The sequence below is a fragment of the Dietzia sp. oral taxon 368 genome (assembly GCF_002999155.1).
Taxonomy (GTDB): domain Bacteria; phylum Actinomycetota; class Actinomycetes; order Mycobacteriales; family Mycobacteriaceae; genus Dietzia; species Dietzia cinnamea.
Window position 1 is genome coordinate 2,733,987 of record NZ_CP027238.1, and the last position, 24,263, is coordinate 2,758,249.

Consider the following 24,263-nt stretch of genomic DNA (forward strand, 5'->3'; position numbering starts at 1 on the left):
GCCAGGTGAGCACCGCGGAGAGGGGGGCCGGGGCCCCCGCGGCGGACGCCCCGGAACCCATCAAGGCCGTACCGCTACGGCACCCGTGGCGCTGGGTGTCGGCGACGATCGTCCTCGTCCTGGTCTTCCTGTTCGTCTGGGGCGCGGCGACCAACCCGGCCTACGGCTGGGACACGTACGCCCGCTACCTGTTCGACACCAGGTTCGGGATGGCCGTGTTCTACACCATCGCGCTGACCGTGCTGTCGATGACCCTGGCCGTGGTTCTCGGCGTCATCCTCTCGGTCATGAGGATGAGCGCCAACCCGGTGCTCAAGGCCGTGGCGTGGGTCTACCTGTGGATCTTCCGCGGAACCCCTGTCTACGTCCAGCTGCTGTTCTGGGGACTGATCTTCACCATCTACCGACAGGTGCAGTTCGGCATCCCCTTCACCGACATCGACTTCATCCGGTTCGACGACACCATGGTGCTCTACTCGGCCTTCTGGTTGGCCGTGGTGGGCCTGGCGATGAACGAGGCCGCCTACATGGCCGAGATCGTGCGGGCCGGCATCTCGTCGGTGCCGGAAGGTCAGGCGGAGGCGTCCACCGCCCTCGGCATGACGTGGGGGCAGACCATGCGGCGCACGATCCTGCCGCAGGCGATGCGCGTGATCATCCCGCCGACGGGCAACGAGTTCATCTCGATGCTCAAGACCACCTCGCTCGTCGTGGCGATCCCGTTCTCCGGGGAGTTGTACGGTCAGGCGCGCGACATCTCGGGCGTCAACTTCCAGCCGATCCCGCTCCTCCTGGTCGCGGCCACGTGGTACCTCGTCATCACCAGCGTTCTCATGGTGGGGCAGCACTTCCTCGAGAAGAGGTTCTCGCGCGGGGCGACCCGCCAGCTCACCGGCAAGCAACTGCGCGCGCTCGCCGACGCGGACGGTCTCACGCCGTCCTCCCTCGCCGCGGCCGAGGCCGCCGACCCGTCCGGAGGTAGGCGATGACGCCGATGGTCAAGGCCGACCAGGTGGTCAAGAACTTCGGTTCCCTGAAGGTGCTCAAGGGGATCTCCCTGGAGGTGGCGGCGGGTGAGGTCCTCTGCCTGGTGGGACCCTCCGGTTCGGGGAAGTCCACCTTTCTGCGCTGCATCAACCACCTCGAGAAGGTCGACGCCGGTCGGCTCTACGTGGACGGCGACCTGGTGGGCTACCGCGAGAAGGGCGACAAGCTCTACGAGATTTCGCCCGCGGAGGCGGCCCGCCAGCGCCGCGACATCGGGATGGTCTTCCAGCACTTCAACCTGTTCCTGCACCGCACCGCGCTGGAGAACGTCATCGAGGCTCCGATGTTGGTGAAGGGGCAGTCGCGGGCGGAGGCCACCGAGCGTGCCCGCGAGCTGCTCGACATGGTCGGGCTCGCCGCCAAGGCCGACGCCTACCCGGCGCAGCTCTCCGGTGGGCAGCAGCAGCGCGTCGCGATCGCCCGTGCGCTCGCGATGGACCCCAAGCTCATGCTCTTCGACGAGCCCACCTCGGCGCTCGACCCGGAGCTCGTCGGGGAGGTGCTCGGCGTGATGCGGGAGCTCGCCGCTGCGGGGATGACCATGGTCGTGGTCACCCACGAGATGGGTTTCGCGCGTGAGGTCGCCGACACCGTCGCGTTCATGGACGACGGCGTCGTGGTGGAAGCCGGCAAGCCCGCCGACGTGCTCGCCAGGCCGACCCACCAGCGCACCAAGGACTTCCTGTCGAAGATCCTGTGAGCGAACGCGCCGAGCGCCGGCCGGGATGACCCCGGCCGGCGGGTGTCACGGCAGGGAGGCCACGAAGATCGCGGTGCCGGGGAAGATCCCGCCCCGCAAGGGGCTCCACTGCCCCCATTCCCGGTCGAGCCACTCCGGCCACTCTGGCTCGATGAGGTCCTGAACCACGAACCCGGCGGCGACCAGTTCGCGGATCCGGTCACCCACCGTCCTGTGGTGTTCGACGTAGGACAGCTCGCCGTCGTCGTACTCGGTGTACGGCGATCGGTCGAAGTACGGGAACACGGCCTGCAGACCGCCGGGACCCGGGTCGTCCCGGAAGATCCACCGCATCGGGTGGTTGACCGAGAACACGAACCGGCCGCCCGGGCGCAACACCCGCGCCGCCTCCGCCATCACGCCCGCCGAGTCCGCCACGAAGGGGATCGCGCCGAACGCCGAGAACGCCACGTCGAAACTCGCGTCGGCGAACGGGAGTCGCCGGGCGTCGGCCTGGATCAGCGGCACGGACGCCGCCGGTCCGGACGAGCGGCTCGCCGCCTCCGCGCCCACCCGGAGCATGCCCGCCGACAGGTCCACGGCCACGGCGCGTGCGCCCTGCCCGGCGATCCACCGCGCGCACGGCGCGGAACCGCACCCGATCTCCAGCACGTCGCGACCCGCCACGGCGCCGAGCAGATGCCAGTCGCCCTCGTGCAGGCCCTCGGGGCACCAGATGAACTCGCCGTCGGGGGAGTGGGCGCCGAGGAAGTCGCCGTGTTCCTCGTGGTAGTCGGAGGCCTCCGAGTCCCACCACGAGCGGGAGGCTCGGACCGACTCTCCATGTCCGGGGGGGTTTGTGGACGTCACGGCAGAAGCGTACAGTTGACGGTCGCGTGCGTACGCGTTCGCGTTCAGTCCGTCCACCTACGATTCCTATCCACCTCGGAGCACCCCACCCTATGACCACCAACACCACGTCCCCGCAGGTAGCCGTCAACGACATCGGCTCCGCTGAGGACTTCCTCGCCGCCATCGACGCCACGATCAAGTACTTCAACGATGGTGACATCGTCGAGGGCACGATCGTCAAGGTCGATCGCGACGAGGTCCTGCTCGACATCGGCTACAAGACCGAGGGCGTCATCCCCTCGCGCGAACTCTCGATCAAGCACGATGTCGACCCCGGTGAGGTCGTCGAGGTGGGCGACGAGGTCGAGGCTCTGGTCCTGACCAAGGAGGACAAGGACGGCCGTCTGATCCTGTCCAAGAAGCGCGCCCAGTACGAGCGCGCCTGGGGCACCATCGAGGAGCTCAAGGAGAAGGACGAGGCCGTCAAGGGCACCGTCATCGAGGTCGTCAAGGGCGGCCTGATCCTCGACATCGGCCTCCGTGGCTTCCTCCCCGCCTCGCTGGTGGAGATGCGCCGCGTCCGCGACCTCCTGCCCTACGTCGGCCAGGAGCTCGAGGCCAAGATCATCGAGCTGGATAAGAACCGCAACAACGTCGTGCTCTCGCGTCGTGCGTGGCTGGAGCAGACCCAGTCGGCCGTGCGCTCCGAGTTCCTGCACCAGCTGCAGAAGGGCCAGGTCCGCAAGGGCGTCGTGTCCTCGATCGTCAACTTCGGCGCGTTCGTCGACCTCGGCGGCGTCGACGGCCTGGTCCACGTCTCCGAGCTGTCCTGGAAGCACATCGACCACCCGTCCGAGGTCGTCGAGGTGGGCCAGGAGGTCACCGTCGAGGTGCTCGACGTCGACCTGGACCGCGAGCGCGTCTCCCTGTCACTGAAGGCCACCCAGGAGGATCCGTGGCGGCACTTCGCCCGGACCCACGCGATCGGCCAGATCGTCCCGGGCAAGGTCACCAAGCTCGTCCCGTTCGGTGCGTTCGTGCGCGTCGAGGAGGGCATCGAGGGCCTGGTCCACATCTCCGAGCTGGCCGAGCGCCACGTGGAGGTCCCCGACCAGGTCGTGTCGGTCGGCGACGACGCCATGGTGAAGGTCATCGACATCGACCTCGACCGTCGTCGTATCTCCCTGTCGCTCAAGCAGGCCGACGAGGACTACACGGAGGAGTTCGACCCGTCGAAGTACGGCATGGCCGACAGCTACGACGAGGCCGGCAACTACATCTTCCCCGAGGGCTTCGATCCCGAGACCAACGAGTGGCTCGAGGGCTTCGAGAAGCAGCGCGAGGAGTGGGAGAACCGCTACGCGGAGGCCGAGCGTCGCCACAAGATGCACACGGCCCAGATCGAGAAGGGTCGCGTGGCCGCTGCGGAGGCCGCCGAGGCCGCGCCGACCAACTACTCGTCGGAGTCCGCCCCGTCCTCGCGTCCGGCCGCCGACGCCGGCACCTCCGAGGCCACCGGCGGTTCGCTGGCCTCGGACGAGCAGCTGGCCGCCCTGCGCGCCAAGCTCGCCGGCGGCGAGTGATCGTCGCAGCCTGAGGGCGCCCCGAGCGCCCGAGAGCATCGGCCACGGCCCCGGAGGGTCGCCCACGACGGTGGGTGCCTTCCGGGGCCGCGGTCTATTTCGCGCGTCGGGGGCCGCGCACACTGGAGCCGCCCGCGCGGATTCGCCCGCACGGACGCGTGGCCGGACCGTCACCTAGACTCCAGACCATGCTGATGGTGGGTCTGACCGGTGGTATCGGCGCCGGCAAGTCGACGGTGACGGCGGTACTCACGGACGCGGGAGCGGTGGTCGTGGACGCCGACCGCATCGCGCGCGAGGTCGTCGGACCCGGCAGTCCCGGGCTGGCGATGCTCGTCGCCGAGTTCGGCGAGGACATCCTCGGACCCGACGGTGCGCTCGACCGCGCCGCCCTCGCCGCCAAGGCGTTCGTCGACGCCGAGCGCACGGCCGCACTCAACGCCATCACCCACCCGCTCATCGGGGAGCGGACCGCGGAGCTCTTCGGCTCGGCCCCCGCGGACGCGATCGTGGTGCACGACATGCCGCTGCTCGTCGAAGGGGGGATGGCCCCTGGTTACCACCTCGTGATCGTGGTCGACACCCCGGCCGAGATCCGGCTCCGGCGGCTCGTGGAGCAGCGGGGAATGCCCGAGGAAGACGCCCGAGCGCGGATGGCCAGGCAGGCGACCGACGAGGCCAGGCGCGCCGTGGCCGACGTCCTGATCGACAACTCGGGCGACCGCCAGACCACTATCGATCTGACCAACGCCCTCATCGAGCTCCGGCTGAGCCCGTTCGAGCACAATCTGCGCACCGGCACGCCGGTCGTCGGCGACCGTACCGTCGTCCCGTTCCGCCCCGAGTGGGCCGCCGAGGCGGAGCGCGCGTGCGCCCGGCTCCGCCACGTGGTGGGCGGGATCGCCACGCGGATCGACCACGTCGGGCCGACCGCTGTCGACGGGCTCGACGCCCCGGACGTGATCGACCTGCAGGTGACGGTGCGCGACGCGGCGGCGGTCGAGGCCGCGCTCACCACGCTCACGGGGGCCGGGTACGTCCGCGACCGGTCGAGCGAGAGCGAGCGGCCGCTGCTGCACTGGTGCGACCCCGCGCGCCCGCTGGAGGTCTCCGTGGTCGCGGAGGACGACCCCGAGCACGAGTTCGCGCTGTTGATGGCGGAGGTGATCGGTGCCGATCCCGGTGCTCGCGCCGAGTACTCCGAGATCCTGCGCAGAGCGAACCGCGAGGAGACGCGACGCTTCGAGCGCACGTTGTCCGAGGCGTCGACGCGCGAGCGGTAGGCCGCAGGCGCGAGGCCGCGCCGGCGGCGGGTCACTCGGTGGGGACGATCCCGTCCACGAGTTCCGAGACGGGCACCTGGCGGACGACCTCGGTTTCCGCCGGAGCGGGTGCCACGCCGCGCGCTGCGCGCAAGCGCTCGGGGAAGACCTCCGGTAGGCGGGTACGCACGAGGAAGACGTTATAGGCGTTCCAGGTGGTGACGAGGTAGTACAGGTCCTCGCCCTGCGCCCACGGGTGCATGAAGGCCCCGTACACGCCGGGCAGCATCGAATAGTCCACCAGCGTGGTCGGGGCGCTCCACGGCCCCTCGGGGCGATCCGCGGTGCGCAGGACCACCGAGTCGTAGCCTTGGGAGTACATTGCCGTGTACTTACCGAGATGCTCGTTCCACATCGTGGAGATCTCGCTGGCCGGGGCGGGCAGCACGCGTCGGGCGGCGCGGATGTCGGAGACCCACCCCGTGCCGTCCCAGTACTCGTACGCGCGGGGGTCGAGGACGCCGACGGCCGGCGGACCGCCGGGTGCGTCGAGGTCGTCGGCGGTCGGGGACCCGGCGAGGGGGACCCGGGAGACGATCGCACCGCCCTGACGGCCGGACGGGGTGAGGTACTCGTACAGGTGGTCATCGGTTCGCAGGAACGAGCTCATCTGCGCGCCCCGCCACGCGGCGTCGACGGCGGGGGATCCGGCGCCGGTGGGGACGGTGTCGGTGATCGGCCGGGCCATAGACGGCACGACGGTCCAGTTCTCCCCGTTGTCGACGGAGTAGGCCAGTCCCGAGTAGTTGGTGGTCCACGATCCCGGCTGACCCCAGTGGGCCACCGACATGAACCGTAGGTACTGGACGCCGTTCACCGCGATGCCCGCGGTGGGGATGATGGTCACCTCGCCGGGCAACCCCGAGCGCGGGACGATGGACTTGGCGAGTCCGTCGGTACCCATGGCGGCGGAGTCGATGGTGATCCCGTCGGTGAGGTCGGTGTCCGCGGAGCGGAACAGGACGTTGGAGCGCCACTGCGTCCCGGGCACGGTGCAGTCACCCATGGTGTCGCCGAAGGCCATGAGCACTTCGGGATCGTCGGGGTCGCCGTTGTCCCACATGATGCCGAGGTCGGTGCCGCCCACGCCGAAGCGACTGACGGACTCGGAGGGGCTGGTGGGCCCGGTGACGAGCTGCTCGAACCGGGTGGGGCCGCGTAGGACGGGTACGGTGCCCTCGTCGCCTGTGATCCACGGCGGCATCCCGTAGACCGAGCCGACCATCGAATCGAGGGAGCCCGACAGTCCGTTGCCGAGCGAGCCGGTTTCCAGTTCACGGACGAGCGACCCGGAACGGTCGGCCGAGCCGAGCGCGCGCGAGGTGGAGCCGAGGGATCCGGAGTCGCCGGACGACCCGAGCGAGCCGAGGGACCCGGTGGCCATGCCGGCGCCGGTGCGGTGTTCGAGCAACGACCCGAAGTTGCCGAACATCTCGCTGCAAGGGCCCGCGGAGGCGGTCCCGACGCCGACGGTGCCGACGGCGGTGACCGCGGCGGCGAGCGTGACGGACACGGCGGTGATCGCCCCCGCGAGGCGGGGGAGCGTGCTGGTCACGTCAGACCCCCGGGATCTCGCGGCGCTCGACGAGGACGGTTTCACCGGTCTCGGCGTGGTCCGGGGTGTTGCGGGTCCAGCTGTCGTCGGCCGTGCGCATCCGGGCGTTCGGGTTGGGGACCGTCCGCGTCGGGATGTCGGACAGGTCCGTCCGCATGAGGAAGACGTTGTGGGCGATACGACGACGAGGGGGGCTCAAGGCCACGGTGTTCTCCAGACGACACGACGAGAGGGTGAGGAAGAGTCAAGAATACGGTAGTGGCCGCCTGAGACATCGGTCAGGAGATTGCCGGTGGGCGGGGGTGGGCGAGTGCTCGTACGCTGGTGGCATGGCATTCGCGACCGAGATCCCCGACGACGGGATCCCCGCCGACCCGACCGTCCTCTCGTACTCGGAATTCCGCCCGATCGGCGACGTCGAACGCAGCACCAACCGCTTCGAGGTGGTCAGCGAATTCACGCCGTCGGGCGACCAGCCGACCGCGATAGCCGAACTGAGCGAACGGCTCGCCCGGGGGGAGCGCGACGTCGTGCTGCTCGGCGCGACCGGCACCGGCAAGTCCGCGACCACGGCGTGGCTCATCGAGAAGGTGCAGCGTCCCACGCTGGTGATGGCGCCCAACAAGACGCTCGCGGCGCAGCTGGCGAACGAGCTGCGCGAGATGCTGCCCAACAACGCGGTCGAGTACTTCGTGTCGTACTACGACTACTACCAACCGGAGGCGTACATCGCGCAGACGGACACCTTCATCGAGAAGGACTCGTCGATCAACGACGACGTCGAGCGGCTGCGCCACTCCGCGACGTCGTCGCTGCTGTCCCGGCGGGACGTGGTGGTGGTCAGTTCCGTCTCGTGTATCTACGGTCTCGGCACCCCCCAGTCGTACCTCGACCGGTCCGTGTCCCTGGCGGTCGGGCAGGAGGTCGACCGGGACCAGCTGCTCCGCCTGCTGGTGGACGTCCAGTACGAGCGCAACGACGTGTCGATGACCCGCGGAACGTTCCGGGCCAAGGGCGACACGGTCGACATCATCCCCACGTACGAGGAGCTCGCGGTCCGCATCGAGTTCTTCGGTGACGAGGTGGACGCTCTGTACTACATCCATCCGCTGACCGGCGACGTGGTCCGCCGGGTGGACGAGGTACGCATCTTCCCGGCCACCCACTACGTCGCGGGGCCGGAGCGGATGGCCAAGGCGATCGCGTCGATCGAGGAGGAGCTGGAGGTCCGGCTCGCCGAGCTGGAGAACCAGGGAAAGCTGCTCGAGGCCCAGCGCCTGCGTATGCGGACGTCCTACGACATCGAGATGATGCAGCAGGTGGGCTTCTGCTCGGGCATCGAGAACTACTCCCGTCACATCGACGGCCGGCCCGCGGGCAGTGCACCGGCGACCCTCATCGACTACTTCCCCGAGGACTTCCTCACGGTCATCGACGAGTCGCACGTGACCGTGCCGCAGATCGGCGCGATGTACGAGGGCGACGCCTCCCGGAAGCGCAACCTCGTCGACTTCGGCTTCCGCCTGCCGTCCGCTCTCGACAACCGGCCGCTGACGTGGGAGGAGTTCTCCGACCGGGTGGGGCAGACCGTGTATCTGTCCGCGACGCCGGGGCCGTACGAGATGGGCCGCACGGGCGGTGAGTTCGTCGAGCAGGTGATCCGGCCGACCGGCCTGGTCGATCCGAAGATCGTCGTCAAGCCCACCAAGGGACAGATCGACGACCTCATCGGGGAGATCCGCGCGCGGGCCGAGCGCGACGAGCGCGTGCTGGTGACCACGCTGACCAAGAAGATGTCGGAGGACCTCACGGACTACCTGCTCGAACTCGGCGTGCGGGTTCGGTATCTGCATTCGGAGATCGACACACTGCAGCGCGTCGAACTCCTGCGGGACCTGCGTCGTGGCGAGTACGACGTGCTGGTGGGCATCAACCTCCTGCGCGAGGGCCTCGACCTGCCCGAGGTGTCACTGGTGGCGATCCTCGACGCGGACAAGGAGGGGTTCCTCCGGTCGAGCACGTCGCTCATCCAGACGATCGGCCGTGCCGCGCGAAACGTCTCGGGCGAGGTCCACATGTACGCCGACACCATCACCGACTCGATGCGGTACGCGATGGAGGAGACCGAGCGTCGCCGCGAGAAGCAGATCGCCTACAACACCGAACACGGCATCGACCCGCAGCCATTGCGCAAGAAGATCGCCGACATTCTCGACCGGGTCGGTGAGGAGCCCGGTGATTCCGCCGACGGCGCGGATCGTCCGGAGTTGCTCGGCGCCCGTGCGGTCGGGGACGCCGCCCGGCCACGCAAGGAGCTCGAGAAGCTCATCGAGGAGATGACCGAGCAGATGATGTCGGCGGCCACGGACCTGAGGTTCGAGCTGGCGGGCCGGCTCCGCGACGAGATCGCCGAGCTGCGTAAAGAGCTCAAGGGGATGCGAGAGGCCGGCATCGACTGACCCGGACGGTGCGCACACGCACGCCCGGACCTCCGTGCAGACCGCGCTTACCGCGCACGGTCAGGCCCGCCTGGGACTACGCTGTGTGCAACGTGTTCCCGAGGAGAGGAAGCAAATGAGCGCCTACACCAAGGTGGTGGTGGGAACCGACGGCTCGGAGTCGTCCTACCGCGCCGTCGATCGCGCTGCCCGACTGGCCGCCGACGCCGGGGCGACGCTCGTGATCGCCTGCGCGTACGTGCCCGCCGACCCGCGGTCGGTCAGTCAGGCCGCCGACCAGCTGGGTGACGACGCTTACCAGATCCGTGGCGACAATCCCGCCGAGGACATCGTCCGGGGCGCCCGCGAGCGCGCTCTCGTCGCCGGGGCCACGCAGCTCGAGACACGCACGGTCCGTGGGGCACCGGTGGAGTCGTTGATCAAGCTGGCCGACGAGGTGGACGCGGATCTGCTCGTGGTAGGAAACAAGGGGCTGAATTCGCTGACCGGGCGTCTGCTCGGATCGGTGCCCGCCGACGCGGCCCGCCGGGCCACCTGCGACGTGCTCATCGTCCACACCACCTAGGCGCTCGCGCCACGCGGCCGGGCCGGGCCGTCGCCGGGCCCGGCAGCTGGTTGTACCCGGCCTTCAGTCTCACCCCGCCATTAGTCGCAGAGGCGGGCCCGGCTCGCGTCGATGAGCGCGCGACCGACCCCGGCCGTGTCCCACTCGTCGTTCTGGGACGCGATCGCACTGGTGAGGGGACGGATCCGATCGAGGACCGTCTCGGTGTCCGCGCCGTCGTCGATTCCCCGGCAGATGCCGAGACCGACCTCCAGGGTCGTCTCCGCGGTCATCTCGGTCGGCAACCCGAGACCGGCCAGGTCGGCGAGGAAGGCGCGCTCCTCCTCGGTGCGCAGCGGCCCACCCGTCCCCGGCCGGGCGCCGACCGACGTGTCCGCCGCGACGGTCTCGGGCGAGGCCGCCGTGGTCGACCCGTTGGCGTCAGACCCGTCCGCTGCATCGCCACACGCGGCCGCGACGGCCGTCACCGCGAGGAGCGCCGTCGTGGCCAACACCCGTGCACGGACGCGCCTCATGCGCTGAGCTCGCGGTCTGCGGCGGCCACGCGGTCCCGGATCCCCGCGAGCAGCGGGCCGAAGCCCCCGGGTTGGACCAGGACGAGTTCCTGGGTGGCGCGGGTGGTGCCGACGTAGAGGTCCTGCAGACCCTGCGGCGAGCGCGCGAGCACACGATCCGGGTCCACGACCACGACCACGTCGAACTCGAGCCCCTTGGCCAGGGCCAATGGCAGCACCGATGTCCCCGGCCGGGCCCGTTCCGCGACCTCGGCGAGGGCGGCGTACCGCGGAGTGGTGCCCTCGTCGTCGTCACCGTCATGGTCGCCGCCAACGCCAACGCCAAGGCCAACGCCACCGTCGTGGCCGCGCCCGTCAACCTCCCCGCCGTCGTCCGGGACCAGGACGGCCACCGCGCGCTCCGACGGCACCGCGCGGATCTTCTCCGTCACGACCCGCGCGACCGCGTCGGGTTCCGGTTCCAGCCAGGCCACCGGACGCCGCCCCGGTCGCACCGGGCGCGGCGAGGCCGCGTCGGGATCGATCTCCGCCAGCAGCAGCTCCGCCACCGCGGAGATCGTCTCGGGCGTCCGGTAGTTCACCGTCAGCTCGGTCAGGATCCACCGGTCGTCGACGTACGGCGACAGGGCGTCGTGCCACGAGTCGATCCCGGCCGGACTCGACGTCTGGGCCACGTCCCCGACGAGGGTCATCCACCGGTTGGGGGAGCGGCGCATGATGACCCGCCACGCCATGGTGGACAACTCCTGGGCCTCGTCCACGATCACGTGCCCGAACGCCCACGTCCGATCGGCTCCCGCGCGGTCCGCGACCGTGAGGTCCGAATCGGCGCTGTGGCGGCGGGCCAGCGCCTCGGCGTCGACCACGTCGTACGCCATGAGCACCTCGGGATCGAGATCGTCCTCGATGTCCTGGACCGCCGAGCCGGTGAGGATCTCAAGCGCCTCCTCCGCCTGGCGCAGCTGCACGGCCCAGGCCCGGTCGGCCTCGCTGCCGTCCGCGGTCGGGTCCTCCCCGAGCAGCTCCGCGAGCTCGTCGAGCAGCGGCACGTCGGCCACCGAGAACGCTGCGCCGTCCCGGCGGAAGAGCGCCTCCTGGTCCTCCGCGACGTAGTCACCCGCCGCCTCGGCGATACGCTCGCGGCTCGAGAGCAGATCGGCCAGCACCTGCTCCGGCCGCAGGACGGGCCACCACTCGTCGACGATCTCCGCGACGTCCCGTGAGGCCTCCACCTCGCGCCGGAGCTCCGCGCGGTCGTCCGCCTCCAACAGCGGCCGGGCCGGGTCCCCGAGATCCCCGACGCCGTCGCCCTCCGGCGACCACGCCTCGTCCTCCGCACGCCACACCGGATCGGTCAGTGCGGCCACGTACTGCTCGGTGAGCGCGTCGACGATCCGCGTCGCGAACGCCTCTCGCGCCTGGTTGTGGGGACGCCGGGTCATCCGCGCCCGCCCACGCGCCGCCCGAACCGTGGCGGGGGCGAGCGTGAGGTCGTGGCCCTCCACGCGCACCACAATCTCGGACGGCGGCGCGAGCTGACGCGCCCGCACGGCGGCCTTGAGGATCCCGACCATCTCGCCCGATCCCTTGACCTCCTCACCGCGCAGTGTCTCCGGGCCGGTCGCCCGCACGCCCGGGTAGAGATCCGCGAGGGTGCGCAGCACGACCCCCGACTCGCCGAGCGACGGCAGCACCCGGGCGATGTAGTCGAGGAACCGCGCGTTGGGGCCCACGATGAGCACGCCGCTGCGGTCCAGGCGCTGACGGTGGGTGTAGAGCAGATACGCCGCGCGGTGAAGGGCCACCGCGGTCTTGCCCGTGCCCGGGCCGCCCTGGACGACCAACACGCCCGTGTGGGGATTGCGGATGATCTCGTCCTGCTCGCGTTGGATGGTCGCCACGATGTCCGTCATGTGCCCGGACCGCGCGGTGTCGAGTGCCTCCAGAAGGGCCGATTCCCCTACCACGTCGTCGTGGTCCTCCGGCAGTTCGCCGTCCTCCGGCGCCGTGAGGTACTCGTCGTGGATACCGATCACCCGACGCCCGATCGTGCGCAGGTGACGACGGCGGTGCGCGCCCTCGGGCCGGGCGGTCGTGGCCAGGTAGAAGGGGCGGCTGTGGTCGGCGCGCCAGTCCAACAGCAGCGTGGTGAGGTCCTCGTCGTCGTCCCGCAGCCCCACGCGGCCGATCCGCCGGACCTCCCCGTCACCCATGTCCAGGCGGCCGAAGTACAGGCCCAGGTTGGCCGCGCTGAAGGCCGCGAGCTCCGACGAGTAGAGCCGGGCGAACGACTCCCGCTCCGACCGGGCCTGCGGCGTCCCGCCGGAGGTGCGCAGGACGGCGTCGAGCCGCGCGCGGGTGTCCGCCCGCAACTCCTCGAGGCGGTCGAGGAGACGACCGAGGTGACGCTGCTCCTCGTCGACGGCGTCGTGTCCCGTCACAGGCGCTCCTTCCGGTTGGGGCTGTTCGGGCAGGACGTCCAGGGTACCGGGATCCGCGACGTGCCCTCGGACGGCGATGACCCCGCCCGGGTGCGGGCGGGGTCATCGGGTGACGAGATCGTCCGGGGAGCCGACCGGCCCGAGTGGCGGCCGGGTCCCGAACGGGTCAGGGATGGATGGCGTCGGCCGCCTTCGCCCGGACCTCGTCGGTCTTCTTCTTGGCCATCAGGGCCGCCTTGCCGGCGTCCTTCTCGAACCGGGCGGTCTTCTTCTTGGCGTCCTTGCCGAGTCGCGCGGACTTCTTCTCGGCCTGCTTCTCCGCGGCCTTCTTCCGCGCCAGCGCGGCGTTGCGGACGTCGTCGGCCTGGTCGGACGCGACGCGGGCGGCGGCGTCGGCGCGGCCCCGCACCTCGGCGGCGACCGGCACGGCCGCGTCGCGGACCTGGGCGGCGATCGGAGCGGCCTGATCCCGCGCGGCGGCGGCGCGCCCACGCAGCCGGCCGGCGACCTCGGGAGCCTTCTCGCGGGCGGCCCCGGCGATGCCGGTCGCCTGCTCACGAACCTGGTCGGCCACCTCGGGGGCCTTCTCACGCACCGTCTCGGCCATCTCCGGGGCCTTGTCCCGGATCGTATCGGCGGCGCCTCGCGCCTGGTCCGCGACGCTGTGGGCGACGCCGGCGATCGCCGCGCCGGCCGCAGCGGACTCGGCCTTCGCGCCGGGTAGCTTGGCGGCGACCGTGTCGCCGGCCTTGCGGGCGCGCCACGCCAGGCCGGGCTGACCGGCGGTGTCGACGGAGGCGAGCAGGAGCGCACCGAGGAGTGCGACGTCCGTGGCCAGCCCCGTGGTCTTGCGGCTGCGCGCGGCCGGGTCGGACTCCATCCAGAACGCGTGTCGGCTGATCGCCGAGGGGACGTGGGCGGCGGTGAGTGCCAGTGCCGACAGGCGGGGGGCCTTGCCCAGCGCGAACAGCGCGCCCGCGCCGATCTTCACCCCGGCGAGCGCCTTGACGAGCGTCTCGGTGTCCTTGGGCACCGGCGGCACCGACGTGGACACCTTCTCGTTGACGGCCTGCTCACCCTTCTCCACCAGCGGTGCCGTCTTGTCGACGAGCGGTGCGGCATCGGCGACGTGGGCCTGCGGATTGCGAAGCGTCTCAACGCCGTCGATGACGAACACCGTGGCGAGCATGGGTCGTGCGAGTCGTCGAATCATCGTTCCTCCTGGATAGGTGGGAGTGCGTCACCGAACCTAGTGCGAACTCGCGGCGCGCGCTTCCGGTCGCGGTCGCGGGTCGCCGGTCGGCGGGCGAGTCGACCGACCGTCACCACCCGCGGTCGCGCCACTCGGCCAGGTGCGGACGCTCGGCGCCGATCGTCGTGTCGTCGCCGTGTCCGGGGTGGACCACCACGTCGTCGTCGAGGACGTCGAAGACCCGGGACTCCAGGTCGTCCATCAGGGTGGTGAAGTCCTCCGGGGATCCGGTCTTGCCGGGCCCGCCGGGGAACAACGAATCGCCCGAGAACAGATGGGTCCCCGCGTCCGTCCGCAGGAGCAGGGCGATGCCGTCGGGCGTGTGGCCGCGCAGGCCGATGACCTCCAGTCGGAGGTCGCCCACCTCGAGTTCGTCCCCGTGGGAGACGTGTCGATCCGTGGGGACGTCGATGCCCGCGGCGTCACCGGGGGAGGCGATGGTGGTCAGGCCGAGCGCCTCGACCGTCTCAGCGAGGCCGATCCAGTGGTCGGCGTGCAGGTGGGTGGTCAGCACCTCCCTGATGCCGGGGGCGCGGTCGCGCAGATGCTCGACGAGCTGCGGCGCGTCGTTGGCGGCGTCGACCAGCAGGACCGCGCCGGTGTCGGTCGACTCGATGACGTAGACGTTGTTGTCCATCTCGCCGACGGAGATCTTGCTCAGTCGCGCGGGACCCACGGTCCAGCGCTCGCCGGTCAGGCGCCCGGAGAGGCGGCCGGAATAACCCTCGGTGAGGGTGATGCGGTCGGGTAGGGACTCGGTGGGATTCGACATAACTGCAGGCTACCGACGTCGGACGCGGCCGGTGGCCGTAAACGTGTCGTACCACGTTGGTACCTTCGTCTGCGGGAACGGTGGCCATGCCCCGGCGTACGGCTTCCGTCACGGATCAGTGGCGGCGCTCCCCACTCGGAAGGAGAACCCATGGTGGACCGTCTGGTCGTCCGCGGCGCACGGGAGCACAACCTCAAGGGCGTGGACATCGACGTGCCCCGCGACTCGCTGATCGTCTTCACGGGGCTGTCCGGCTCCGGCAAGTCGTCGCTGGCGTTCGACACGATCTTCGCGGAGGGTCAGCGTCGGTACGTCGAGTCGCTGTCCTCCTACGCCCGGATGTTCCTCGGTCAGATGGACAAGCCGGATGTCGACTTCATCGAGGGGCTCTCGCCGGCGGTGTCGATCGACCAGAAGTCGACCAACCGCAACCCCCGGTCGACCGTCGGAACCATCACCGAGGTCCACGACTACCTCCGTCTGCTCTACGCGCGCGCCGGGGTGCCGCACTGCCCGACGTGTGGCGAGGTGATCTCGCGGCAGACCCCGCAGCAGATCGTCGACCAGATCCTCGAGGGTGAGGAAGGGGCGCGGTTCCAGGTGCTCGCGCCCGTCGTGCGGACGCGGAAGGGTGAGTTCGTCGACCTCTTCGCGCAGCTCGCCGCCGACGGCTACAGCCGTGTGCGAGTGGACGGTGTCCTGCACTCGCTGTCCGAGCCCCCGACGCTGAAGAAGCAGGAGAAGCACGACATCGAGGTGGTGGTCGACCGGTTGGCGACCAAGCCGTCCTCGCGCCAGCGGCTGACCGACTCCGTCGAGACCGCCCTCGGCCTCGCCGACGGCGTGATCGTGATCGAGTACGTGGACCGCGACGAGTCGGATCCCGCCCGCCACCGGCGGTTCTCGGAGCACATGGCGTGCCCCAACGGCCACCCCATCGCGTTGGACGACATGGAGCCGCGCGCGTTCTCGTTCAACAACCCATACGGCGCCTGCCCGGTGTGTGACGGCCTAGGAGCGCACCTCGAGGTGGACCCCGACCTCGTGGTCCCCGATCCCGAGCGGTCCCTGGCCGACGGCGCGATCGCACCGTGGTCGGGAGGCCAGAGCGCGGACTACTTCCAGCAGCTCCTCACCGGCCTGGCCAGCGACATGGGCTTCGACCTGCGGACGCCGTGGCAGAACCTGCCCGCAAAGGTGCGCAAGGCCGTGCTGGGGGGAGCCCCGACCAAGGTCCGGGTCCAGTACCGCAACAGGTTCGGACGGACCCGCACCTATGACGCCAAGTTCGAGGGCGTCATGTCGTTCCTCAAGCGTCGCCTCGAGCAGACCGAGTCCGAATCGCAGAAGGAGCGCTACCAGGGCTACATGCGGGAGGTGCCCTGCCCGGGTTGCGACGGGACCCGCCTGAAGCCGGAGATCCTCGCGGTCACCCTCGCGGGCCCCGGCGGCGAGGAGCGCTCGATCGCCGACATCAGCCGAATGTCGGTCGAGGACTGCGCGGCCTTCCTCGACGGGTTGGAACTGGACTCCCGGCAGGCGATGATCGCCGGCCGTGTCCTCAAGGAGATCCAGGCCCGGATGGGGTTCCTTCTCGACGTGGGCCTGGACTACCTCTCCCTGGACCGCGTCGCCGGCAGTCTTTCCGGTGGTGAGGCCCAGCGTATCCGCCTGGCCACCCAGATCGGGTCGGGTCTGGCGGGAGTGCTCTACGTGCTCGACGAACCGTCGATCGGCCTGCACCAACGCGACAACCGCCGCCTCATCGACACCCTCGTCCGTCTCCGCGATCTGGGCAACACCCTGCTCGTGGTGGAGCACGACGAGGACACCATCCGGTCCGCGGACTGGATCGTCGACATCGGCCCGCTGGCCGGTGAACACGGCGGGCGGGTCGTCCACTCGGGCGACTACAAGGGGCTGCTGGCCAACACGGAGTCGCTCACCGGCGACTACCTGGCCGGTCGTCGCCAGATCGCCGTGCCCGAGAAGCGGCGCGAGCCGAGCCCGGACAAGCGGCTCCGCGTCCGGGGCGCCCGGGAGAACAATCTCAAGAACGTCGACGTGGTGTTCCCCGCCGGCGTGCTGTGCGCTGTCACCGGGGTGTCGGGGTCCGGTAAGTCCACCCTTGTCAACGACATCCTGGCGACGACGCTCGCCAACCAGCTCAACCGCGCGCGGCAGGTCCCCGGCCGGCACTCCCGGATCGACGGGGTCGAGGACTTCGACAAGCTCGTCCAGGTGGACCAGTCGCCGATCGGCCGGACCCCGCGCTCCAACCCGGCCACCTACACCGGCGTCTTCGACAAGATCCGCACCCTGTTCGCGGCGACCACCGAGGCCAAGGTGCGTGGCTACAAGCAGGGCCGGTTCTCGTTCAACGTCAAGGGCGGGCGCTGCGAGGCCTGTCAGGGCGACGGCACGCTCAAGATCGAGATGAACTTCCTGCCGGACGTCTACGTGCCGTGCGAGGTGTGCCACGGCGCGCGGTACAACCGCGAGACGCTCGAGGTGCACTACAAGGGCAAGACCATTGCCGAGGTGCTCGACATGCCCATCGAGGAGGCCTGCGAGTTCTTCGAGCCCATCACCTCGATCCACCGCTACCTCAAGACGCTCACCGAGGTCGGGCTCGGCTACGTCCGACTCGGCCAGCCCGCGCCCACCCTCTCGGGCGGCGAGGCCCAACGCGTGAAGCTCGCAGCGGAGCTGCAGAAGCGTTCCAGCGGACGGACGGTGTACATCCTCGACGAGCCCACCACCGGTCTGCACTTCGAGGACATCACCAAGCTCCTGCTGGTGATCCAGGGTCTGGTGGACAAGGGCAACACCGTCATCGTCATCGAGCACAATCTCGACGTCATCAAGAGCGCCGACTGGGTCATCGACATGGGACCGGAGGGCGGTGCCGGCGGCGGGACCGTGGTCGCCGAGGGGACCCCCGAGCAGGTCGCCACCGTCCCGGAGAGCCACACGGGACGGTTCCTCGCGGAGGTCCTGCCCGCAGCGGATACCTCGACGGGGCAGGGGACCGACGGAACGGGCGCGGGAGAGAAGCCCTCCGCCTCGACCGCGACGAACGGGGCGCGCAAGGCCGGTGTGGCGAAGGCCGGTTCGAGGCAGACCGGAGAGAAGAGTTCGGGTACGAAGAAGCCCGCCCCGACCGCGGCCAAGAAGACCGCCGCCAAGGCGGCTCGCAGGGCGCGCGCGCTGCGCTGATCACCCGCCTCCGGGCGCGTGGTGCGTGCCCGATGCGAGCGGTCGGCGCCGTGCGGGCGCCGACCGCGGTGGGGGAGAGGTCAGTAGACCGGGCCGGTGAACTTCTCGCCGGGGCCCTCGCCGGGCTCGTCGGGGTACGCGCTGGCCTCGCGGAACGCCCGCTGCAGGCCCTGCAGCCCGTCACGCACGACGCGTGCCTGGGGCCCGAGATGCTCGGCCGAGCCGGTCACCAGGCCCGCGAGAGCGGTGATGAGCTTGCGGGACTCGTCGAGGTCGAGGCGCGGGCTCGAGGCCGGGTCATCGTCGGACAGCCCCAGCTTCTCGGCCGCGGCACTCATGAGGACGACGATGGAACGGAAGATGATCTCCTGCGCGGAGACGTCCGCCAGATCGACGATCTCGACCTCGCGAGCGTCGAGGTGATCCCCGAGCAGGTTCTCGGTGGCCTGGTCGGCGGATGAAGGATGGTCGGTGCTCATGCCGTTTACTGTCCCACGGACCGCCCGGAGCCGTGTGTACCGACACCGGTTTGGGGGCAACGGCCGGAACTGGTAGAGTTCATCACCGACTGTGGGAGCCCGCTACGACGCGGGTTCCGTCGTCCAAGAGGAGCCCGATCTCCCACCATCCGACGCCGCGAGGCAGTTTGATGGTCACCACCCCGGCGAGGGGTACCGCGAGTGATCGCGGACGTGTTCTCGTCGACGGGTGAGGAGTGAGAGGCCCCCGGTAGACATGCCGTGGGGCCTTCTCGGCTTCGCCGGCCACGGCCGGCGAGCGTGGGGCCCCTCGAGGGCGGTTGTGCGGCCACGTGAGTGGTCGCGGACGCCAGCACCGTAACTACCGAGGAGGGCCCATCAGCGCCGAAGCACGTATCAACGAACGAATCCGTGTCCCCGAAGTCCGACTCGTCGGCCCCGGGGGCGAGCAGGTGGGGATCGTTCGCGTCGAGGATGCACTTCGTCTGGCCCTGGAGGCCGATCTGGACCTCGTTGAGGTCGCGCCCAACGCACGCCCGCCGGTGTGCAAGATCATGGACTACGGCAAGTTCAAGTACGAGGCGGCGCAGAAAGAGCGCGAGTCGCGGAAGAACCAGCAGCAGACCGTCGTCAAGGAGCAGAAGCTCCGGCCGAAGATCGACACACATGACTACGAGACCAAGAAGGGGAACGTCGTCCGTTTCCTCGAGAAGGGCTCGAAGGTCAAGGTCACCATCATGTTCCGTGGCCGTGAGCAATCCCGGCCCGAGCTCGGGTTCCGGCTGCTGCAGCGCCTGGCCGACGACATCACCGAGTACGGATACGTGGAGACCAGCGCCAAGCAGGACGGCCGCAACATGACCATGGTCGTGGCCCCCCACCGCGGCGCCAAGACCCGCGCCAAGGCGCAGGACTCGAAGGTCACCGACCCCGCGTCCGAGTAGGCCCTCCGCGCCGACAAGACCACGGACGCACGCCGTCCGCACACCCGAGGCCCCACCGGGCATTCCGGGCCGAACCATGTGAGGAAGACCGATCATGCCGAAGATGAAGACCCACAAGGGCACTGCCAAGCGCTTCCGGAAGACCGGAACCGGCAAGCTGGTCCGCCAGCAGGCCAACCGCCGCCACATCATGGAGAAGAAGCCCACCAAGCGCACCCGTCGCCTCGACGGCCGCACGGACGTCGCCCCGGCCGACGTGCCCCGCATCAAGCGGCTCCTCGGGCTCTGAGCCCCTCCTACCTTCAGTAATTCACGGTCGCCCCGTAGGCGACCGACCCAGACCAGTGAGGATTGACCAGTGGCACGCGTGAAGAGGGCAGTCAACGCCCAGAAGAAGCGTCGGACCGTACTCGAGTCCACCAAGGGCTACCGTGGGCAGCGTTCACGGCTGTACCGCAAGGCCAAGGAGCAGATGCTCCACTCGATGACCTACAGCTACCGCGATCGTCGCGCGCGCAAGGGCGACTTCCGGAAGCTGTGGATCTCGCGGATCAACGCCGCGGCCCGCGCCAACGACATGACCTACAACCGCTTCGTCCAGGGCCTCAAGCTCGCCGGCGTTGAGGTGGACCGTAAGGTGCTCGCCGACCTCGCCGTCACCGACCCGGCCGCCTTCACGGCGCTGGTCGAGGTCGCACGCAAGGCTCTGCCGGCCGACGTCAACGCACCGGCTGCCTGACACCCGCGACTTGACGAACACTCCGCCCGACCAGGGCACGGGGCGACCCGCGGATCCGTTCACCGAACGGACCCCGCGGGTCGTTTCCGCATCCAAGCTCCACCGCTCGGCTGCCCGGCGCAAGGCCGGCCGCTTCCTCGCCGAGGGCGCCAACTCGGTCGAGGCCGCGCTCGCCACCGGCTCCGCCGTCGAACTCTTCTGTACCGAGGCGGCGCTCGACCGGTTCGGCGGCCTGATCGACGCCGGTCGCTCCGCCGGCGTCCCGGTGTCCGTGGTGACCGACCGCGCCATCCGCGGGCTGTCCGATACCGTCACGCCGACCGGGATCGTCGCTGTCTGCCGCTCCGTCACGCGAACCGCCGCCGACGCCACCACGCGCGCCGCGGTGACGAACGACGGGCCGGACATGGTCGCCTCGCCGCGCCTCGTCGCGGTCGGTCAGGGACTGGCCGAGCCGGGCAACGTCGGTACCCTCATCCGTGTCGCGGACGCGCTCGGCGCCGACGCCGTGTGGCTCACCGAGGGAGCGGTCGACCCGGAGAACCCCAAGGCCGTCCGTTCCTCGGCCGGGAGTGTCTTCCACCTCCCCGTGGTACGCGGCATCGCCGAGGACGACCTCGTCGGTCGCGCCCACCGGGCGGGTCTGCAGGTCGCCGTCGCGGACGCCGGCGGAGAGGTCGACATCGAACGCGCCGACGATGTGCTCGCCGCTCCCACCGCGTGGATCTTCGGCAACGAGGCCCACGGCGTGCCGACTGACCTCGCCGTCGCCGCCGACCTGCGGGTTCGCATCCCCATCCGCGGTCGCGCCGAGAGCCTGAACATCGTCACTGCGGCGTCCATCTGCCTGCACACCAGCTCCCGGCTGCAGGCGGGAGCGTGAGCGCCACGCTCACCGTCCGCGGAGTCGGCGCCACCCGGGGAGCGCGCACGCTGTTCGACGGGCTCGACCTCGTCGTCGCCCCCGGTGACGTCTGGGGCCTGGCCGGGCCCAACGGCGCCGGTAAGTCCACCCTGCTCCACGCGCTGGCCGGCGACCCTCTCGCGGAGATGACCGGACAGGTCACCGTCAGCCCGCCGGACGCCACGGTCGGCCTCCTCCGCCAGGAGGTGGAGCGGGACGACGACGAGGTGGTGCGCGACTTCCTGCACCGCGTCACCGGCGTCGCGGACGCGCAGGCGCGGATGGACGCGCTCGCGGAGCGGATGGCCGACTCCACCGCCGCCGCCGAGGCCTACGGGGACGCCCTCGAACGCTGGCTCGCGCTCGGCGGCGGCGACCTCGACGACCGGATCCCCGCCACCGCCGCGCGGCTCGGGCTCGACGCCGCCGTGACGGAGCTGCCGATGACCGCGCTGTCGGGAGGGCAGGCCGCGCGCGTCAACCTCTGCGCCGTCCTGCTCAGCCAGTACGACATCCTGCTCCTCGACGAGCCGACCAACGACCTCGACCTCGCGGGACTGGCCGTCCTCGAGGAGTTCATGCGGTCCGAACGCCGCCCCATGGTGGTGGTCAGCCACGATCGCGAGTTCCTGTCCCGATGCGTGACCGGCATCGTCGAACTCGACTCCGCCCAGCGGCAGATCACCGTGTTCGACGGGGGCTACGAGTCCTACCTGACCGAGCGCGCGCTGGCGCGGCAGCGGGCCCGCGAAGCCTATGAGGAGTACGCGGGCCGGGTCGACCAGCTCAAAGAGCGCGTGCAGACGCAGAAGACCTGGCTCGACAAAGGCGTGCGCAACACCATGCGCAAGACCGGCGGCAAGGACGTCGAACGGGACAAGCACATCCGCAACCGGGCCGGACAGCGGTCGGAGAAGCAGGCTGCCAAGATCGCCCAGTCCGAGCGGGCGATGGAGCGGCTCGAGGTGGTCGAGGAGCCGCGCAAGGAGTGGGAGCTGCGCATGGAGATCGCCGCCGCACCCCGCTCCGGCGCGGTGGTGGCGGTGCTGACCGACGCGGTGGTCCGGCGCGGGGACTTCGCGCTGGGGCCCGTCACCGTGCAGCTGGGTGCCGGCGACCGGGTCCTCGTCAGCGGGGCCAACGGTGCCGGGAAATCCACCCTGCTGGCGGTGCTCACCGGAGCGTCGTCGCCCGATGCGGGGCGCGCGACGATCGGGTCCGGCGTGGTGCCCGGCCGGGTCGACCAGGCGCGCTCGGAGTTCAGCGGCGGCGACACGCTGCTCGACACGTTCTGTGTGGCCGCCGACCCGGCCGGGCTCGACCCCACCGAGGCGCGAACACTCCTGGCCAAGTTCGGGCTCGGCGGCGAGCACGTCGCGCGGGCCTGCGCCACGCTGTCACCGGGCGAGCGCACCCGCGCGGCGCTGGCGCTGCTCCAGCAGCGCGGGGTGAACCTGCTCGTCCTGGACGAACCCACCAACCACCTCGACCTTCCCGCGATCGAGCAGCTCGAGCAGGCCGTGGACGCCTTCGACGGGACGGTCCTGCTGGTGACCCACGACCGGCGCATGCGGGACACCTTCCGCGCGACCCGCGAGTTCGTGGTGGAGTCGGGGGCCGTCCGGGAGGCCAGGTGACGCAGCCTGCCGGCGGGATCAGCTCGGAGCGCAAGCCGTCAGGATTGTCGCCGCCGCGGTGTGGGATCCGGCGAGGAGATGACGACGACGAGGAGCGCGGTGACCCGGCGCCGGGGCTGAGCCCTCGGACGAGCCGGCCCGGGCGGACCCGGGGGCGCTACGGGGATCGACTACCCTCGGAACCCGTGGTGTGTCGGTTGCGAGAGGCCGACGTGACGGGGAGGACGAGGGCACTGGTGAGCGAAGACACAGGCGCGGGCGAGGTCCGGATCGACGAGGAGTCACTGACCGGCTACGCCGCCGACGCCGAGGCCGCGTTCGCGGGAGCCTCCGACCTCGACGCGTTGGCCGCCGCCAAGACGGCGCATCTGGGCGACCGCAGTCCGGTCGCCCTGGCGCGGCGGGGCCTGGGCGCGCTGCGCAAGGAGCAGAAGGCGTCGGCCGGCAAGGCGGTCAACGTGGCCCGCGGGCGCGTGCAGCAGGCATATGACAGGCGCCTGGCCGAACTGCAGGCCGAGCGCGACGCCGCCGTCCTCGTGGCCGAGACGCTCGACCTGACGGTCCCGTCCGGACGCGCCCCGGTGGGAGCCCAGCATCCCATCACGATCATCACCGAGGAGGTCACGGACGTGTTCGTGGCGATGGGCTGGGAGATCACCGAGGGGCCCGAGGTCGAGGCGGAGCACTACAACTTCGACGCGCTGAACTTCTTGCCCGATCATCCGGCGCGCACGCTGCAGGACACCTTCCACGTCGCGCCCGAGGGCAGCCGCCAGGTGCTGCGCACGCACACCTCCCCGGTGCAGATCCGCACGATGCTCGACCGCGAGCCGCCGATCTACGTGGCATGCCCGGGCCGGACCTTCCGTACCGACGAGCTCGACGCCACCCACACCCCGGTCTTCCACCAGGTGGAGGGTCTGGCGATAGACAAGGGGCTGACGATGGCCCACCTGCGTGGCGCGCTCGACGCGTTCGCGCGCGCCCTGTTCGGTCCGGGGACCCGGACGCGCATGCGGCCCAACTACTTCCCGTTCACCGAACCCTCCGCCGAGGTGGACGTGTGGTTCCCCCGCAAGAAGGGCGGCGCCGGGTGGGTCGAGTGGGGCGGCTGCGGCATGGTCCACCCGAACGTCCTCACGGCCTGCGGGATCGACCCCGAGGAGTACTCGGGCTTCGCGTTCGGTATGGGCCTGGAGCGCACCCTGCAGTTCCGGAACGGCCTGTCGGACATGCGCGACATGGTCGAGGGCGACGTCCGCTTCTCCCTGCCCTTCGGCATCCGCGCCTGACGCGCCG

21 protein-coding genes are annotated in these 24,263 nt (G+C 70.4%); 13 read left to right on the forward strand and 8 right to left on the reverse strand.

Annotation, left to right across the window (positions count from 1 at the left end):
• Window positions 1–5 precede the first annotated feature (5 nt).
• Together C3V38_RS12765 and C3V38_RS12770 are read left to right on the forward strand one after the other, a co-directional pair.
• Complete coding sequence (locus C3V38_RS12765; RefSeq protein WP_007632846.1) at window positions 6–989, forward strand: amino acid ABC transporter permease; 984 nt, start codon at window positions 6–8, stop codon at window positions 987–989.
• The gene (locus C3V38_RS12770; RefSeq protein ID WP_061915620.1) at window positions 986–1,747 is read left to right on the forward strand and encodes an amino acid ABC transporter ATP-binding protein; all 762 of its coding nucleotides are present in this window, start codon (window positions 986–988) and stop codon (window positions 1,745–1,747) included. Before C3V38_RS12765 ends, C3V38_RS12770 begins: the two co-directional genes overlap by 4 nt.
• A 45-nt stretch (window positions 1,748–1,792) precedes the next feature.
• Here the strand turns inward: C3V38_RS12770 and C3V38_RS12775 are convergent, their stop codons facing one another.
• Window positions 1,793–2,596, reverse strand: coding sequence for a class I SAM-dependent methyltransferase (locus C3V38_RS12775; protein ID WP_254425984.1), 804 nt, complete (start codon window positions 2,594–2,596; stop codon window positions 1,793–1,795).
• A gap of 92 nt (window positions 2,597–2,688) precedes the next feature.
• On the opposite strand from C3V38_RS12775, the gene rpsA reads away from it, so the two are divergent.
• Together rpsA and coaE are read left to right on the forward strand one after the other, a co-directional pair.
• Window positions 2,689–4,161, forward strand: coding sequence for a 30S ribosomal protein S1 (rpsA, locus tag C3V38_RS12780; RefSeq protein ID WP_106385942.1), 1,473 nt, complete (start codon window positions 2,689–2,691; stop codon window positions 4,159–4,161).
• A gap of 188 nt (window positions 4,162–4,349) precedes the next feature.
• The gene (gene coaE, locus C3V38_RS12785) at window positions 4,350–5,444 is read left to right on the forward strand and encodes a dephospho-CoA kinase (RefSeq protein WP_106385943.1); all 1,095 of its coding nucleotides are present in this window, start codon (window positions 4,350–4,352) and stop codon (window positions 5,442–5,444) included.
• A gap of 31 nt (window positions 5,445–5,475) precedes the next feature.
• Here coaE and C3V38_RS12790 read toward each other — a convergent pair whose 3' ends face one another.
• Together C3V38_RS12790 and C3V38_RS12795 are read right to left on the reverse strand one after the other, a co-directional pair.
• Window positions 5,476–7,038, reverse strand: a complete 1,563-nt coding sequence (locus C3V38_RS12790; protein WP_106385944.1) for a DUF4185 domain-containing protein — start codon at window positions 7,036–7,038, stop codon at window positions 5,476–5,478.
• A 1-nt stretch (window position 7,039) separates the two neighbouring features.
• Window positions 7,040–7,243: a hypothetical protein gene (locus tag C3V38_RS12795; protein ID WP_254425985.1), complete on the reverse strand. Its 204-nt coding sequence runs from the start codon at window positions 7,241–7,243 to the stop codon at window positions 7,040–7,042.
• Window positions 7,244–7,367: 124 nt separating this feature from the next.
• On the opposite strand from C3V38_RS12795, the gene uvrB reads away from it, so the two are divergent.
• Both uvrB and C3V38_RS12805 read left to right on the forward strand, forming a co-directional pair.
• Entirely contained in the window at window positions 7,368–9,497 is a 2,130-nt protein-coding gene (uvrB, locus tag C3V38_RS12800) for an excinuclease ABC subunit UvrB (protein WP_106386486.1), read from the forward strand.
• 115 nt (window positions 9,498–9,612) lie between these two features.
• Complete coding sequence (locus C3V38_RS12805; protein WP_061228773.1) at window positions 9,613–10,062, forward strand: universal stress protein; 450 nt, start codon at window positions 9,613–9,615, stop codon at window positions 10,060–10,062.
• Between the two features lie 80 nt (window positions 10,063–10,142).
• Here the strand turns inward: C3V38_RS12805 and C3V38_RS12810 are convergent, their stop codons facing one another.
• From C3V38_RS12810 to C3V38_RS12825, 4 genes are all read right to left on the reverse strand, one after another.
• A complete protein-coding gene (locus C3V38_RS12810; protein ID WP_254425986.1) occupies window positions 10,143–10,577 on the reverse strand; it encodes a DUF732 domain-containing protein in 435 nt (144 codons plus the stop codon).
• Window positions 10,574–13,018, reverse strand: a complete 2,445-nt coding sequence (locus C3V38_RS12815) for an ATP-binding domain-containing protein (RefSeq protein WP_106385946.1) — start codon at window positions 13,016–13,018, stop codon at window positions 10,574–10,576. The genes C3V38_RS12810 and C3V38_RS12815 overlap by 4 nt, the downstream gene beginning before the upstream one ends.
• A 166-nt stretch (window positions 13,019–13,184) precedes the next feature.
• Window positions 13,185–14,231 carry a DoxX family membrane protein gene (locus C3V38_RS12820; RefSeq protein WP_106385947.1) on the reverse strand — a complete coding sequence of 349 codons (1,047 nt, stop codon included), beginning with the start codon at window positions 14,229–14,231 and terminating at the stop codon, window positions 13,185–13,187.
• A gap of 109 nt (window positions 14,232–14,340) precedes the next feature.
• Entirely contained in the window at window positions 14,341–15,042 is a 702-nt protein-coding gene (locus C3V38_RS12825) for an MBL fold metallo-hydrolase (protein WP_106385948.1), read from the reverse strand.
• A gap of 150 nt (window positions 15,043–15,192) precedes the next feature.
• Here C3V38_RS12825 and uvrA point away from each other — a divergent pair, with 150 nt between their 5' ends.
• Window positions 15,193–18,261, forward strand: coding sequence for an excinuclease ABC subunit UvrA (gene uvrA, locus C3V38_RS12830; protein WP_106385949.1), 3,069 nt, complete (start codon window positions 15,193–15,195; stop codon window positions 18,259–18,261).
• 80 nt (window positions 18,262–18,341) lie between these two features.
• On the opposite strand, the gene C3V38_RS12835 is transcribed toward uvrA, so the two are convergent.
• Window positions 18,342–18,740, reverse strand: a complete 399-nt coding sequence (locus C3V38_RS12835; RefSeq protein ID WP_061228767.1) for a DUF1844 domain-containing protein — start codon at window positions 18,738–18,740, stop codon at window positions 18,342–18,344.
• A 332-nt stretch (window positions 18,741–19,072) separates the two neighbouring features.
• Here C3V38_RS12835 and infC point away from each other — a divergent pair, with 332 nt between their 5' ends.
• The 6 genes from infC (at window position 19,073) to pheS (ending at window position 24,256) form a co-directional block, all read left to right on the forward strand.
• A complete protein-coding gene (gene infC / locus C3V38_RS12840) occupies window positions 19,073–19,684 on the forward strand; it encodes a translation initiation factor IF-3 (RefSeq protein ID WP_100086307.1) in 612 nt (203 codons plus the stop codon).
• A gap of 94 nt (window positions 19,685–19,778) precedes the next feature.
• Complete coding sequence (gene rpmI, locus C3V38_RS12845; RefSeq protein ID WP_007630819.1) at window positions 19,779–19,973, forward strand: 50S ribosomal protein L35; 195 nt, start codon at window positions 19,779–19,781, stop codon at window positions 19,971–19,973.
• 69 nt (window positions 19,974–20,042) lie between these two features.
• Window positions 20,043–20,423 (forward strand): 50S ribosomal protein L20, encoded by a 381-nt coding sequence (gene rplT / locus C3V38_RS12850; RefSeq protein WP_007630820.1) that lies wholly within the window; start codon window positions 20,043–20,045, stop codon window positions 20,421–20,423.
• 10 nt (window positions 20,424–20,433) lie between these two features.
• Window positions 20,434–21,306, forward strand: coding sequence for an RNA methyltransferase (locus tag C3V38_RS12855; protein WP_061228766.1), 873 nt, complete (start codon window positions 20,434–20,436; stop codon window positions 21,304–21,306).
• Window positions 21,303–22,964: an ABC-F family ATP-binding cassette domain-containing protein gene (locus tag C3V38_RS12860; RefSeq protein WP_106385950.1), complete on the forward strand. Its 1,662-nt coding sequence runs from the start codon at window positions 21,303–21,305 to the stop codon at window positions 22,962–22,964. Before C3V38_RS12855 ends, C3V38_RS12860 begins: the two co-directional genes overlap by 4 nt.
• A 236-nt stretch (window positions 22,965–23,200) precedes the next feature.
• Window positions 23,201–24,256 carry a phenylalanine--tRNA ligase subunit alpha gene (gene pheS, locus C3V38_RS12865; protein WP_061228764.1) on the forward strand — a complete coding sequence of 352 codons (1,056 nt, stop codon included), beginning with the start codon at window positions 23,201–23,203 and terminating at the stop codon, window positions 24,254–24,256.
• Window positions 24,257–24,263 lie beyond the last annotated feature (7 nt).